This is a genomic window from Geobacillus sp., assembly GCF_017515625.1.
GTDB classification, from domain to species: Bacteria; Bacillota; Bacilli; order Bacillales; family Anoxybacillaceae; genus Geobacillus; species Geobacillus stearothermophilus.
Genome location: NZ_JAFWFM010000075.1, coordinates 1 through 14,314, shown reverse-complemented (window position 1 = coordinate 14,314; position 14,314 = coordinate 1). Strand labels below are relative to the sequence as shown.

Sequence of the window (14,314 nt, the reverse complement as noted above, 5' to 3'; positions counted from 1 at the left end):
TGATGTCGAAACTGAATCGCTTGCCTAGTGGTGATAGCGGAGGGGAAACACCCGTTCCCATCCCGAACACGGAAGTTAAGCCCTCCAGCGCCGATGGTAGTTGGGGCCAGCGCCCCTGCAAGAGTAGGTCGCTGCTAGGCAGGCAAAAATGAGGGAGCTGTTTGGTTCTCTCATTTTTTTGCCTATTTCAAATGAGTCATTTTGAATGACGCCATTTTTAATCCTCTCCCCCAAAATGTAAAGCGTGATCATCGTTTCCTAGACCCCCTTTTTCATAAAAGCGATAGGAAACGGAAACTCCCGAAAGGGTGTCCTGCACGCCATGGGACACCCTCTTTTTTTATATGCGGCGGTTGACGGTCTGCTGCCTATTGGGACGATCATTCCCCTTTTTTAATCATAATTTTCTTTTTGGGTTCTTCGGGAATGAGGCGATGCAAGTGAATGAAGAGCAGGCCGTGATGGTATGTCGCTTCAATGCGGTCCTCTTTGACCGGGAATGGCAGTGGAACGGTTTTTTCAAACCGGCCTTGGAAAATGCCTTCTTCTACTAATTCAAACCCTTTAAAGTTGAGATTGACTGTCGCCTTCACTTCCAGCGTTTTGTATGATACATACACTTCCGCGTCCTCGATTTTTTTCAGTCCGGGAAGGCTAATGACGATGAGCAGTTCGTTGTCTTTCTTGTATAGGTTCATGCCGGATGATGATTTGTTTGCCGACGGCAGCAACGGCTGAATGCTCCCCCAAAAATCGGTTTGGAAAAACTGCTCCCAATGCTTTGTCCAATCGGAAAACGGTGTGAACGGGTTTTGATCAGCCATGGCGTTTCCCTCCTCTGCTCCTTCATCATATGCCGCCCCGTCTGTTTGGTGATTGATAAAATACGAACATTTCCTTTTCAAAAATATTAAATGTTCGATTTTGCCTTGACACTTTGTTTCAAAACTTGTTAATATAAAAGTAGCTTCATAGTGTATCGCAATGTCCCTCATATAATTTTGGGAATATGGCCCAAAAGTCTCTACCCAATCACCGTAAATGATTGGACTATGAGGGAAAGGATCGGTTTTGGCTTTTTTTTTCGATCAGCAACTGTCAAAGCCCAGAACGATGCTTTCCCTCGTTTATGAACGGGAACGCATGTTCTGGGTTTTGTTGTGCTAGCAAAAGGAGTGAAACGGTATGAGCCCGCTCGTTGGGGTGATCATGGGAAGCCATTCGGATTGGGAAACGATGAAACATGCTTGCGCTATTTTGGCGGAATTGGGTGTTCCGTTTGAGAAAAAAGTCGTATCGGCGCACCGGACGCCGGATGAGATGTTTCGGTATGCGGAGACAGCCGAGGAGCGCGGCATCCGCGTGATCATTGCCGGCGCTGGCGGAGCGGCTCACTTGCCGGGGATGATCGCGGCGAAAACGACGCTGCCGGTGATTGGGGTGCCCGTGCAGTCAAAAGCATTGAATGGACTGGATTCGTTATTGTCGATTGTGCAAATGCCAGGCGGGGTGCCGGTGGCGACGGTGGCGATCGGCAAGGCGGGGGCGACCAACGCCGGACTGCTCGCCGCATCGATTCTTGGACTGCTTGAGCCACGCTATATGGAGGCGCTCAAAGCGCGGCGGGAAGCGATTCGCAAACAAATCGTAGAAAGCAGTGATCAATTTGACTAAGCAACGGATCGTTCCTGGGCAGACGATCGGCATCATCGGCGGGGGGCAGCTCGGGCGGATGATGGCTTTGGCGGCGCGCGAGATGGGTTTTCGCATCGCCGTGCTCGACCCAACGCCTGACTCCCCGTGCGGGCAAGTGGCCGATGTGGAGATTACGGCGCCTTATCATGATTTGGACGCCATCGCTGAACTGGCCCGCGTGAGCGATGTCATTACGTACGAATTTGAAAATATCGATGCGCGAGCGCTTGAGTGGCTGGAGGCAAACGCCTATGTCCCGCAAGGAAGCCGACTGCTTGCGGTGACGCAAGACCGGGCGCTGGAGAAAGCGGCGATCGTTGATGCCAGCTTGCCGGTGGCGCCCTATGTCGAAGTGAATGGAGCGGAGGAACTTGAACAGGCCGTTCAGACGATCGGTTTCCCGTGCGTCTTGAAAACGCGGCGCGGCGGCTACGACGGCAAAGGACAATATGTGCTGCGCGGCGAAGGCGATCTAGCCAAAGCGGCTGATTTGCTTGGGCTTGGCCCATGCATTTTGGAAGGCTGGGTGCCGTTTGTGAAGGAAATGTCGGTCATTGTCGCCCGCAACCTCGATGGTGAGACGGCTGTTTTTCCAGTGGCGGAAAATATTCATATCGAGAACATTTTGCATCAAACGATCGTTCCGGCTCGAATTCCGGAAAGCGTGCAAGAGCGGGCCATTCGCTACGCGGAAGTGTTGGCCGCATCGTTTTCGCTCGTTGGGACGCTGGCGGTGGAAATGTTTTTGACTGCGGACGGGGATATTTATATTAATGAGCTGGCCCCTAGACCGCACAACTCCGGACATTATACAATCAATGCATGCGCGACGTCGCAGTTTGCCCAGCACATCCGCGCCGTCTGCAACTGGCCGCTCGGATCGACCGAATTGTTGAAGCCGGCGGTGATGGTCAATATTTTAGGCGAGCACGTCGAGCCGGTCATTCGGCATATCGGTGCGTTCGACGGGGGGACCTACGTCCATCTGTACGGCAAACACGAAGCGAAGCCGAAGCGGAAAATGGGGCATGTGACGGTGCTGGCAGACGATGTCGAGGCGGCGTTGGCGAGAATCGAATCGTGGCAAATTTGGCATGATCGGAGGCTGGAACGAGGATGATTGAACGTTACACAAGACCGGAAATGGGAGCGATTTGGACCGAGGAAAACCGCTTTAAGGCATGGCTTGAGGTGGAACTGCTCGCGTGCGAGGCGTGGGCCGAGCTTGGCGTCATCCCAAAAGAAGATGTCCGCCGCCTGCGTGAAAACGCGTCGTTTGACGTCAACCGCATTAAGGAAATCGAAGAAGAAACGCGCCACGATGTCGTCGCCTTCACCCGCGCCGTTTCTGAGACGCTTGGGGAAGAACGAAAATGGGTGCATTATGGTCTCACGTCGACCGATGTCGTCGATACGGCGCTCGGCTACTTGTTAAAGCAGGCGAACGCGATTTTGCGGCGTGATTTGGAAAACTTCATTCAAGTGCTGAAAGAGAAAGCGCGCGAACATAAATACACGGTCATGATGGGGCGCACGCACGGCGTTCATGCCGAACCGACGACGTTCGGGCTGAAGCTGGCGCTTTGGTATGCCGAGATGGTGCGAAATTTGGAGCGGTTTGAACAAGCTGCCAAGATGGTGGAAGTCGGGAAAATTTCCGGCGCAGTCGGCACGTACGCCAACGTGGATCCGTTTGTGGAGCAGTATGTGTGTGAAAAACTCGGCTTGACGCCGGCGCCGATTTCGACGCAGACGCTGCAGCGCGACCGCCACGCTTACTATATGGCGACATTGGCCTTAATTGCGACATCGATTGAAAAATTTGCCGTCGAGATTCGCGGCTTGCAAAAAAGCGAAGTCCGCGAAGTCGAAGAGTTTTTTGCCAAAGGACAAAAAGGCTCATCAGCGATGCCGCATAAGCGCAATCCGATCGGTTCGGAAAACATGACCGGCATGGCGCGCGTCATTCGCGGCTATATGGTGACAGCGTATGAAAACGTGCCGCTTTGGCATGAACGCGACATTTCCCATTCGTCGGCCGAGCGCATCATTTTGCCGGATGCGACGATTGCGTTGAATTATATGTTGAACCGATTCGCGAATATCGTGAAACATTTGCTTGTGTACCCGGAAAACATGAAAAAAAATATGGAGCGCACGTTCGGGCTCATTTATTCACAGCGAGTCTTGCTTGCTTTGATCGACAAGGGGATGACGCGCGAGGAGGCGTACGATTTGGTGCAGCCGAAAGCGATGGAAGCGTGGGAGAGACAAGTGCCGTTCCGCTCGCTTCTTGAAGCGGATGAGCGGATCATGAGCCGGCTGACGAAAGAGGAGCTCGATGATTGTTTTGATTATCGCCATCACTTGAAACATGTCGATACGATTTTTGCCCGCTTAGGGTTGGAGTGAGCGGCTGCCGGCTGGTCGAAGCCGGCCGGCTATACAAAATATTTTCAATCTTCTGGACAAATGGAGGCGTTCATCATGCCGACAAAACAACAGCTGCTGTACGAAGGAAAAGCGAAAAAGATTTACGCGACCGATGCGCCGGGCGTGCTTTGGGTCGAGTACAAAGACAGCGCGACCGCATTTAACGGCGGGAAAAAGGCGACGATCGCCGGCAAGGGGCGGCTCAATAACGAGATTTCCAGCTTGTTGTTTTTGAAGCTGCGCGAAGCCGGCATCGCCAATCATTTTCTTGAAAAGCTGTCGCCGACCGAGCAGCTCGTCCAACAGGTGACGATCATTCCGCTTGAGGTGGTCGTGCGCAATGTTGTAGCGGGCAGCTTAGCGAAACGCATCGGCTTGGCGGAGGGAACGCCGCTTGAGGCGCCGCTTGTCGAGTTTTACTACAAAAACGATGATCTTGGCGACCCGCTGCTCGTGGAAGACCATATTGCGATTTTAAAACTTGCCAGCCGCGAGGAGATTGACCAGTTGAAACGCGAAGCGCTCAAGGTGAACGACGTGCTGGGGGCCCATTTTGCGGAACGAAAGGTGAGATTAATTGATTTTAAGCTGGAGTTCGGCCGCACGGCGGACGGGGCGATTGTTTTAGCCGACGAGATTTCGCCCGATACGTGCCGGCTGTGGGACGCTGACACGAACGAGAAGCTCGGCAAAGACGTGTTTCGCCGCGATCTCGGCAGCTTGACGGAGGCGTATGAAGTCATTTTACAACGATTAGGGGGAGAATCGGCATGTACAAGGTAAAAGTATATGTGACGCTGCGCGAAAGTGTGTTGGATCCGCAAGGGACCGCGGTGAAAGGGGCGCTGCACAGCTTGTCATATACGGAAGTGAAAGATGTACGAATCGGGAAGTTCATGGAACTTGTGATGGAAGAGAGCGGCCGCGACATCAACGAGATCGTTCGCGAGATGTGCGAAAAGCTGCTCGCCAATCCGGTGATTGAAGATTACCGCTATGAAATTGAGGAGGCCGTCGCCCGATGAAGTTTGCCGTCGTTGTATTTCCGGGATCGAATTGCGACGTCGACATGTATCATGCGATCGCCGATGAGCTTGGCGAGGAAGTCGAGTACGTCTGGCATGATGAGGACAACTTGGACCGGTTTGACGCCGTTTTGCTTCCGGGCGGATTTTCGTACGGCGATTACTTGCGTTCCGGAGCGATCGCTCGCTTTTCGAAAGTAATGGCTGCCGTCAAACAGGCGGCTGATGCCGGAAAACCGGTGCTTGGCGTGTGCAACGGGTTTCAAATTTTGCTTGAAGCCGGCTTGCTTCCTGGGGCGATGCGCCGCAATCAAGGGTTGAAGTTCATCTGCCGGCCGGTGCAGCTTGTGGTGGAAAACAATGGGACGATGTTTACATCCGCCTACGAAAAAGGGGAAGTCATTACGATTCCGATCGCCCATGGTGAAGGGAATTATTATTGCGATGAACAGACGCTCGAGCGCTTAGTGGAAAACAAGCAAATCGTGTTCCGCTACCATGGGGAAAACCCGAACGGCAGCCTCATGGATATTGCCGGCATCGTCAATGAGCGGGGCAATGTGCTTGGCATGATGCCGCATCCGGAGCGGGCGGTCGACGCCTTGCTCGGCAGCGCGGACGGGCTGAAACTATTTCGATCGATCGTCAACTATTGGAGGGAGACGCATGTCGTTACTGCTTGAGCCGAGCGCGGCGATGATCAAAGAACAACAATTGTACCGCGAGATGGGATTGACGGATGACGAATTTGCGCGCATTGAGGCGATTTTAGGAAGACTGCCGAACTACACGGAAACCGGCATTTTTTCGGTAATGTGGTCGGAGCACTGCAGCTATAAAAACTCGAAGCCGGTGCTGAAAAAATTCCCGACCGACGGCCCGCACGTGCTGCAGGGGCCGGGCGAAGGCGCCGGGATCGTCGACATCGGCGACGGGTTGGCGGTGGTGTTTAAAATCGAAAGCCACAATCACCCGTCGGCGATCGAGCCGTATCAAGGGGCGGCGACCGGGGTCGGCGGCATCATCCGCGACGTCTTTTCGATGGGGGCGCGGCCGATCGCGCTGCTCAATTCACTTCGGTTTGGCGAACTGACGTCGCCGCGCGTCAAATATTTGTTCGAGCAGGTCGTCGCCGGCATTGCCGGGTACGGCAACTGCGTCGGCATCCCGACGGTCGGCGGTGAAGTGCAGTTTGATCCGTCGTATGAAGGGAATCCGCTTGTCAACGCCATGTGCGTCGGGATCATCTGCCATGAGGATATTCAGCGCGGCATTGCGACGGGAGTCGGCAACACGGTCATGTACGTCGGGGCGAAAACGGGCCGCGACGGCATCCACGGGGCGACGTTTGCATCGGAAGAGTTGAGCGAACAGTCGGAAGCAAAGCGCCCGGCCGTGCAAGTCGGCGATCCGTTTATGGAAAAACTGCTGCTGGAGGCGTGTTTGGAAGCAGTCAAGTCGGATGCGTTAGTCGGCATTCAAGATATGGGGGCGGCAGGGCTCACGAGTTCATCCGCCGAAATGGCAAGCAAAGGCGGATTTGGCATTGAAATGAATTTGGATCTCGTCCCGCAGCGCGAGACCGGCATGACGCCGTATGAAATGATGCTGTCTGAATCGCAGGAGCGGATGCTGCTTGTCGTCAAGCAAGGGCGGGAAGACGAAATCGCTGCGATTTTTGCCAAATACGGCCTAGAGGCCAAAGCAATCGGCAAAGTGACCGATGACAAAATGCTTCGTCTCTGGTTCCGCGGCGAGGTGGCGGCGGAAATTCCGGTGGACGCGCTGGCGAAAGACGCGCCGGTTTACCATAAGCCGTCGAAAGAGCCGGTTTACTACCGCGAATTTCAAGCGATGCCGCCGTATATTCCGCACATCGAAGACTACAACCAAACATTGCTCGGGCTCCTCGCCCAACCGACGATTGCGAGCAAAGAATGGGTGTACGACCAATATGACTACATGGTGCGGACGAATACGGTCGTCGCCCCAGGATCGGACGCGGCCGTCGTGCGCATCCGCGGCACGAATAAGGCGCTTGCGCTCACCACGGATTGCAATTCGCGCTACTTGTACTTGGATCCGGAAGTGGGCGGGAAAATCGCCGTCGCCGAGGCGGCGCGCAACGTCGTTTGTTCGGGGGCGAAGCCGCTCGCGATTACGGACTGCCTTAACTTTGGCAGCCCGGAAAAGCCGGAGATTTTCTGGCAGCTCGAAAAAGCGGTCGACGGGATGAGCGAGGCGTGCCGGGCGCTCGGGACGCCGGTCGTGAGCGGCAACGTCTCGCTGTACAATGAAACGAACGGTGTGGCCGTCTACCCGACACCGGTCGTCGGCATGGTCGGGCTCATTGAGGACCTTTCGCATATTACCACCCAGCTATTTAAGCAAGTGGGCGACCTCATTTACGTGATCGGCGAGGCGAAGCCGGAGTTTGGCGGCAGCGAGCTGCAAAAATGGCTGGAAGGCCGCATTTTCGGAAAAGCACCGGAGATTGACTTAGAGGTGGAGGCAAGACGCCAGCGCCAGCTGCTGGCGGCGATCCGCGCTGGGGTCGTGGCGTCGGCGCATGATGTGGCGGAAGGTGGGTTGGCGGTCGCGTTGGCGGAGTGCCTGATGGGGGCTTTAGGGCTTGGCGCCAAGGTGACGGTCGGCGGCGACCTCGTCAGTGAACTGTTCGGCGAAACGCAATCGCGCTTTGTTGTTTCAGTGAAAAAAGAACATCAGGAAGCGTTTGAACAGCTCGTGGAAGCGAAGCGAATCGGCGAAGTGACAGACGACGGCATCTTGACAGTGAACGGGGAACAGGGGGAAACGGTCATCCGCCTTTCGGTTGACGAGATGCGAAACGTCTGGAAAGGGGCTATTCCATGCTTGCTGAAATCAAAGGATTGAACGAGGAGTGCGGCATTTTCGGCATTTGGGGGCATGAAGACGCCGCCCGGCTCACATATTACGGGCTTCACAGCCTGCAACACCGTGGGCAGGAAGGGGCCGGCATCGTGGCGGCGCATAACGGGGGCTTATCCGGTCATAAAGGGCTGGGGCTGGTGACGGACGTGTTTCAAAGCGGCACGCTCGATGCACTCAAAGGGGCGGCGGCCATCGGTCATGTCCGCTATTCGACGGCGGGCGGGGGCGGCTATGAAAACGTGCAGCCGCTCTTGTTCCGCTCGCAAACCGGATCGATGGCGCTCGCCCATAACGGCAACTTGACGAACGCCATCGAGTTGAAGCTCGCGCTTGAAGGACAAGGAAGCATTTTTCAGACGACATCGGATACGGAAGTGTTCGCCCATCTCATCCGCCGCAGCCAAGCGCCGACGTTTGTCGGGCAAATGAAAGAGGCGCTCAGCCAGATCGAAGGGGCGTTTGCGTTTTTGCTGCTGACGGAAGAAGCGCTCTATGTGGCGCTTGACCCGCACGGCTTCCGGCCGCTGTCGCTCGGCCGGCTCGGCTCGGCGTATGTCGTGGCATCGGAAACGTGCGCGTTCGACGTCATCGGCGCCACATACGAGCGGGAAGTGGCGCCTGGGGAATTGCTCATCATCAGTCATGAAGGGGTGCGTTCGGAACGGTTTGCTCCTAGGCAGCCGCGGTCGATTTGCAGCATGGAATACATTTACTTCGCCCGCCCGGACAGCCATGTCGACGGCATCAACGTCCATACGGCCCGCAAAAACTTAGGGAAACGGCTGGCGCTTGAGGCGCCGGCAGAGGCCGACATCGTCACCGGCGTGCCGGACTCGAGCATTTCGGTCGCCATCGGCTATGCGGAAGCGAGCGGCATCCCCTATGAATTAGGGCTCATCAAAAACCGTTACGTCGGCCGGACGTTCATCCAGCCGTCACAAGCGCTTCGTGAGCAAGGCGTGAAAATGAAGCTGTCACCGGTGCGCGGGGTTGTGGCCGGCAAGCGGGTCGTGATGGTCGACGATTCGATCGTGCGCGGGACGACAAGCCGGCGCATCGTCACGATGCTCCGTGAAGCGGGGGCCGTGGAAGTGCATGTGCGCATCAGCGCCCCGCCGATCACCCATCCTTGTTTTTACGGCATTGATACGTCATCAAGGGAAGAATTGATCGCGGCGAAACATTCGGTCGAAGAGATTCGCCGCTTGATCGGTGCGGATTCACTAGCGTTTCTCAGCCAGGAAGGGATGCTTGAGGCGATCGGGCGCCTGGACGTCTCGCCAGAGCGCGGGCAATGTTTGGCATGTTTCACTGGCCAATACCCAACCCGCATCGGCCGGGATGTCCGACCGTGCTTGACGGTGAAATAACATCGCGATGGAGAACGCGATTCGGTGTGAAGTTGGCTGCATGGCGGCCAAAGGGAGGATGGAATGTGGCAAACGCATATAAAGAAGCAGGGGTTGACATTGAGGCGGGTTACCAAGCGGTCGCTCTCATGAAACAGCACGTACAAAAAACGATGCGCCCGGAAGTGCTGGGCGAGATCGGCGGCTTTGGTGGTTTGTTCGATATATCGGCGCTTGGCTATCGCCAGCCGGTGCTTGTCTCCGGCACGGATGGCGTCGGCACGAAGCTGAAAGTGGCGTTTTTGCTTGACCGACATGATACAATCGGCATCGACTGCGTCGCGATGTGTGTCAACGATATTCTTGTCCAAGGAGCGGAATCGCTCTTTTTCCTTGACTATATCGCCTGCGGCAAGGCGGTGCCGGAGAAAATCGCCGCCATCGTCAAAGGGGTGGCCGACGGCTGCGTCGAAGCCGGCTGCGCCTTGATCGGCGGGGAAACGGCGGAAATGCCGGGAATGTATGAGGAAAATGAGTATGATTTGGCAGGGTTTGCGGTCGGCATTGCGGAAAAAGAACGATTGGTGACCGGGCAAACGATTCAAGCGAGCGATGTGCTGATCGGACTGCCTTCAAGCGGTCTCCACAGCAACGGCTACTCGCTCGTGCGCCGCATCGTGTTTGACCAAGCGAAGTTGGACGTTGACCGCATTTACGAGCCGCTTGCGGTTCCGCTCGGCGAGGAGTTATTGAAGCCGACACGCATTTATGCGAAACCGTTGCGTTCTTTGCTGCAGACGTTTACGATCAAAGGGATGGCTCATATTACCGGCGGCGGATTTATCGAAAACATTCCGCGCATGCTGCCTTCCGGGCTGGGTGCGCGCATTGAGCGCGGCTCATGGCCGGGGCTGCCGATTTTTGATTTGTTGCGCCAAAACGGCGGGCTTGAGGAAGAAGAGATGTTTTCCGTCTTTAATATGGGCATCGGCCTTGTGATGGCGGTCAGCCCGGAGGCGGCGGACTCGGTTGTCGATGCGCTGGCCCAGCAAGGGGAGGCCGCATACATTATCGGCGAAGTCGTCGAAGGGGAAGGCGTGTCGTTTGCCGGAGGGAACGGCGCATGAAACGGTTGGCGATCTTTGCGTCCGGGAGCGGCACGAACTTTCAAGCGATCGTCGACGCAGCCAAGCGCGGTGAGGTGCCCGCGGAAGTAGCGCTTTTGGTGTGCGACCGCCCGGGGGCGAAAGTCATTGAACGGGCGGCGCGCGAAAACGTGCCGGCGTTCGTGTTTTCGCCGAAAGAGTATCCATCGAAGGCGGCGTTTGAAAGCGAAATTTTGCGCGAGCTGAAGGAGCGGCGCATCGACTGGATTGCGCTCGCCGGCTATATGCGTTTGATCGGGCCGACGTTGCTTTCCGTCTATGAAGGGAAAATCGTCAACATTCATCCATCGCTGCTGCCGGCGTTTCCGGGCAAAGATGCGATCGGCCAGGCGTACCGGGCGGGCGTTTTGGAAACAGGCGTCACCGTCCATTATGTTGATGAAGGGATGGACACCGGGCCGGTCATCGCCCAGTGCGCCGTCCCGATCGTGCCCGGTGAGCCGATCGAGGTGCTTGAGGCGCGCATCCATCAAGTTGAACATGAGCTGTATCCAGCGGTGTTGCGCATGCTGCTAGGGGAGAAGGAACAACAGGAAGAAAGGATCGAGAATGATGGCAGTGAAACGAGCATTGATCAGCGTGTCCAATAAAGAAGGGATCATTCCGTTTGCAAAGCAATTGGCGGAACTTGGCGTCGACATCATTTCGACCGGCGGGACGAAACGGGCGCTTGAAGAGGCCGGCGTTCCGGTCATTTCGATCTCCGATGTCACCGGGTTTCCGGAAATTTTGGACGGGCGCGTCAAAACGCTGCATCCAGCCATCCATGGCGGCATTTTGGCGGTGCGCAGCGATGAGCGCCACCAAGCGGCGCTTAAAGAGCACGGCATCCGTCCGATCGATTTGGTCGTCGTCAACTTGTACCCGTTCCAGCAAACGATCGCCAAACCGGACGTGACGCTGGCCGAGGCGATTGAAAACATCGATATCGGCGGCCCGACGATGGTGCGGGCGGCGGCGAAAAACTATGCCGATGTCGCGATTGTCGTTGACCCGGCCGACTATCCAATGGTGATCGAAGAGCTGAAAACAACCGGTTCGATCCAAGCAAAGACGCGGCAGCAGCTGGCGGCGAAAGCGTTCCGCCATACGGCGGCGTATGATGCGATGATCGCCGAATATTTGACCGGTCTTGCCGGCGAAGAGTATCCGGAAACGCTCACCGTCACCTACACGAAAAAACAGTCGTTGCGCTATGGCGAAAATCCGCATCAATCGGCGGCGTTTTACGCCAAACCGCTCGGCGCGGCGTTCTCGATTGCCAAAGCGGCACAGCTGCACGGAAAAGAGCTGTCGTACAACAACATCAACGACGCCAATGCGGCCATCAACCTCATTCGCGAATTTCAAGAGCCAGCCGCAGCGGCGATCAAACATATGAACCCGTGCGGCGTCGGGGTCGGTGCCACGCTTCTTGAGGCATTTACGAAAGCGTACGAGGCCGATCCGGTCTCGATTTTCGGCGGCATTGTCGCCGTCAACCGGGAAGTGGACAAAGAAACAGCCGAACGGATGCACGACATCTTTTTGGAAATCGTCATCGCCCCATCGTTCAGCGACGAGGCGCTCGCCATTTTGACGAAAAAGAAAAACATCCGCTTGTTGACGCTTGATTTTGCCGCGCCGGACGTTAAGGAAAAAACGCTCGTTTCCGTCAATGGCGGCTTGCTTGTGCAAGAGGCCGATAAGTATACGCTTGAAGACGCCGAATGGAACATCGTCACGAAACGCGAGCCGACCGAGGCAGAGCGCGAACAGCTTCGATTTGCTTGGAAGGTTGTCAAACATGTGAAATCGAATGCGATTGTACTCGCCAAAAATGGGATGACGGTCGGCGTGGGCGCCGGGCAAATGAATCGAGTCGGCGCGGCCAACATTGCCATTGAACAAGCCGGGGAACAGGCGGTTGGCGCTGTGTTGGCGTCCGATGCGTTCTTCCCGATGGACGACACGGTTGAAGCAGCAGCAAAAGCCGGCATTACCGCGATCATTCAGCCGGGCGGCTCGATTCGCGACGCCGACTCGATTCGCAAAGCGGATGAGTACGGCATGGCCATGGTGTTTACCGGTGTGCGCCATTTCAAACATTAACGGCGGCAAAAAGGAGAGGAAGACAATGAACGTTCTAGTAGTCGGACGCGGCGGGCGCGAGCATGCCATCGCCTGGAAAACGGCGCAAAGCCCGCTTGTGGACAAACTGTACGCGGCGCCAGGCAACCCGGGCATCGGGGAAGTGGCGGAGCTCGTCGACATTGATGAGCTCGATATCGACGCGCTTGTGCAGTTTGCCAAGCAACGCGCAATCGATTTGACGATCGTCGGGCCAGAAGCGCCGCTTGCTTCCGGCATTGTTGACCGTTTTATGGCCGAGGGGCTTCGCATTTTCGGCCCAACTCAAGCGGCAGCGCTCATCGAAGGAAGCAAGGCGTTTGCCAAAGAGCTGATGAAGAAATACGGCATCCCAACGGCGGATCATGCGACCTTTGCGTCGTATGAAGAGGCGAAAGCGTACATTGAACAAAAAGGCGCGCCGATCGTCGTGAAAGCGGACGGATTGGCTGCCGGAAAAGGCGTGACCGTCGCCCAAACGGTGGAAGAAGCGCTGGCCGCCGCGAAGGCAGCGCTTGTCGATGGCCAGTTTGGCACAGCCGGCTGCCAAGTCGTGATCGAGGAGTATTTGGAAGGCGAAGAATTTTCGTTTATGGCGTTCGTCAACGGCGAGAAAGTGTATCCACTTGCCATCGCCCAAGACCATAAGCGGGCGTATGACGGGGATGAAGGTCCGAACACCGGTGGGATGGGAGCGTATTCGCCAGTGCCGCAAATCTCAGCGGAGACGGTGGAAACAGCGCTGGAAACGATTTTGCGCCCGGCCGCCAAAGCGTTAGTGGCTGAAGGCCGGCCGTTTACCGGCGTGCTGTATGCTGGGCTGATCGAAACGGCAGCCGGGCCGAAAGTGATCGAATTCAACGCCCGTTTTGGCGATCCCGAGGCGCAAGTCGTGCTGCCGCGGCTGAAAACCGATTTGGTTGAAGCGATCCTCGCGGTGATGGAAGGAAAAGAGTTGGCGCTTGAGTGGACGGACGAAGCGGTGCTCGGTGTCGTGCTGGCTGCCAAAGGCTACCCGGGCGCCTATGAGCGCGGAGCGGCCATTCGGGGGGTGGATCGGCTTGATTCCGATGTGCTGCTATTGCATGCCGGGACGAAGCAAGAAGACGGTGCACTGTACACGAACGGCGGCCGCGTTCTTCTGGCAGCAGCGAAAGGGAGTACACTCGTTGAGGCGAAGGAAAAAGTGTATGAACAGTTGACGCGAATCGAAAGCGACGGGCTGTTTTACCGCCGCGACATCGGCCGGCGCGCTATCGAACGCGCCTCCGCCGCATATACACGTATGAAAGAGCGATAATTCCCCCGATTAACGCGGCCAATACGAACGACATATCGGTCATATATTCCAGCAACATGGTCAATCACTCCTTTGGGTGGAAGGGGCTGACCCAAAACGCGAATGCGTTTTGGGATCAGCCCCCACTTTTTTGCCTCAAATATAGAAGAATCGCCCTTTTTTCTGGTAGAATAGAGTCACCAAAACTACTACCACCGAAAGAAGGGCGATTCTTTTATGAAACATGATCATATTTCCTTTAAAGAGTATACCATGGACAACCTCTCTTTGCCAAGCAACATCGCCGATCTCATTCCACGGGATAACATGGCCCACGTGGTTCAT

14 protein-coding genes, 1 rRNA gene and 1 riboswitch are annotated in these 14,314 nt (G+C 56.1%); of the genes, 13 read left to right on the top strand and 2 right to left on the bottom strand.

The annotated features are described in order from the left end of the window. Positions 1–23: 23 nt before the first annotated feature. Positions 24–140, top strand: a 5S ribosomal RNA gene (rrf, locus tag IKE44_RS04815). A gap of 240 nt (positions 141–380) precedes the next feature. On the opposite strand, the gene IKE44_RS04810 is transcribed toward rrf, so the two are convergent. Then, positions 381–824, bottom strand: a complete 444-nt coding sequence (locus tag IKE44_RS04810; RefSeq protein WP_049624736.1) for an Hsp20/alpha crystallin family protein — start codon at positions 822–824, stop codon at positions 381–383. 147 nt (positions 825–971) lie between these two features. Beyond that, a riboswitch (purine riboswitch) is annotated at positions 972–1,073 on the top strand. A gap of 112 nt (positions 1,074–1,185) precedes the next feature. Between IKE44_RS04810 and purE the strand changes: the two genes are divergently transcribed. The 12 genes from purE (at position 1,186) to purD (ending at position 13,990) form a co-directional block, all read left to right on the top strand. Further along, a complete protein-coding gene (gene purE, locus IKE44_RS04805) occupies positions 1,186–1,674 on the top strand; it encodes a 5-(carboxyamino)imidazole ribonucleotide mutase (protein ID WP_011229766.1) in 489 nt (162 codons plus the stop codon). Then, positions 1,667–2,815: a 5-(carboxyamino)imidazole ribonucleotide synthase gene (purK, locus tag IKE44_RS04800; protein ID WP_011229767.1), complete on the top strand. Its 1,149-nt coding sequence runs from the start codon at positions 1,667–1,669 to the stop codon at positions 2,813–2,815. Before purE ends, purK begins: the two co-directional genes overlap by 8 nt. Next, complete coding sequence (gene purB / locus IKE44_RS04795) at positions 2,812–4,107, top strand: adenylosuccinate lyase (protein ID WP_013144127.1); 1,296 nt, start codon at positions 2,812–2,814, stop codon at positions 4,105–4,107. The genes purK and purB overlap by 4 nt, the downstream gene beginning before the upstream one ends. 75 nt (positions 4,108–4,182) lie before the next feature. Further along, positions 4,183–4,911, top strand: a complete 729-nt coding sequence (purC, locus tag IKE44_RS04790; protein WP_287465172.1) for a phosphoribosylaminoimidazolesuccinocarboxamide synthase — start codon at positions 4,183–4,185, stop codon at positions 4,909–4,911. Further along, positions 4,899–5,153: a phosphoribosylformylglycinamidine synthase subunit PurS gene (gene purS / locus IKE44_RS04785; RefSeq protein WP_049624734.1), complete on the top strand. Its 255-nt coding sequence runs from the start codon at positions 4,899–4,901 to the stop codon at positions 5,151–5,153. The genes purC and purS overlap by 13 nt, the downstream gene beginning before the upstream one ends. Then, a complete protein-coding gene (purQ, locus tag IKE44_RS04780; RefSeq protein ID WP_033016682.1) occupies positions 5,150–5,836 on the top strand; it encodes a phosphoribosylformylglycinamidine synthase subunit PurQ in 687 nt (228 codons plus the stop codon). The genes purS and purQ overlap by 4 nt, the downstream gene beginning before the upstream one ends. Beyond that, positions 5,820–8,048, top strand: a complete 2,229-nt coding sequence (gene purL / locus IKE44_RS04775; protein ID WP_049624733.1) for a phosphoribosylformylglycinamidine synthase subunit PurL — start codon at positions 5,820–5,822, stop codon at positions 8,046–8,048. Before purQ ends, purL begins: the two co-directional genes overlap by 17 nt. Further along, positions 8,024–9,436: an amidophosphoribosyltransferase gene (gene purF / locus IKE44_RS04770; protein ID WP_287465169.1), complete on the top strand. Its 1,413-nt coding sequence runs from the start codon at positions 8,024–8,026 to the stop codon at positions 9,434–9,436. The genes purL and purF overlap by 25 nt, the downstream gene beginning before the upstream one ends. A gap of 65 nt (positions 9,437–9,501) precedes the next feature. Next, positions 9,502–10,542 carry a phosphoribosylformylglycinamidine cyclo-ligase gene (gene purM / locus IKE44_RS04765; protein ID WP_287465168.1) on the top strand — a complete coding sequence of 347 codons (1,041 nt, stop codon included), beginning with the start codon at positions 9,502–9,504 and terminating at the stop codon, positions 10,540–10,542. Continuing rightward, positions 10,539–11,171 (top strand): phosphoribosylglycinamide formyltransferase, encoded by a 633-nt coding sequence (gene purN, locus IKE44_RS04760; RefSeq protein WP_049624731.1) that lies wholly within the window; start codon positions 10,539–10,541, stop codon positions 11,169–11,171. The genes purM and purN overlap by 4 nt, the downstream gene beginning before the upstream one ends. Beyond that, a complete protein-coding gene (purH, locus tag IKE44_RS04755) occupies positions 11,134–12,672 on the top strand; it encodes a bifunctional phosphoribosylaminoimidazolecarboxamide formyltransferase/IMP cyclohydrolase (protein WP_049626469.1) in 1,539 nt (512 codons plus the stop codon). Before purN ends, purH begins: the two co-directional genes overlap by 38 nt. Before the next feature lie 25 nt (positions 12,673–12,697). Then, positions 12,698–13,990: a phosphoribosylamine--glycine ligase gene (gene purD, locus IKE44_RS04750; protein ID WP_049624730.1), complete on the top strand. Its 1,293-nt coding sequence runs from the start codon at positions 12,698–12,700 to the stop codon at positions 13,988–13,990. Here the strand turns inward: purD and IKE44_RS13720 are convergent. After that, positions 13,944–14,048 carry an EYxxD motif small membrane protein gene (locus IKE44_RS13720; RefSeq protein WP_325048220.1) on the bottom strand — a complete coding sequence of 35 codons (105 nt, stop codon included), beginning with the start codon at positions 14,046–14,048 and terminating at the stop codon, positions 13,944–13,946. The two genes, purD and IKE44_RS13720, sit on opposite strands and share 47 nt — an antisense overlap. Between the last annotated feature and the right edge of the window lie 266 nt (positions 14,049–14,314).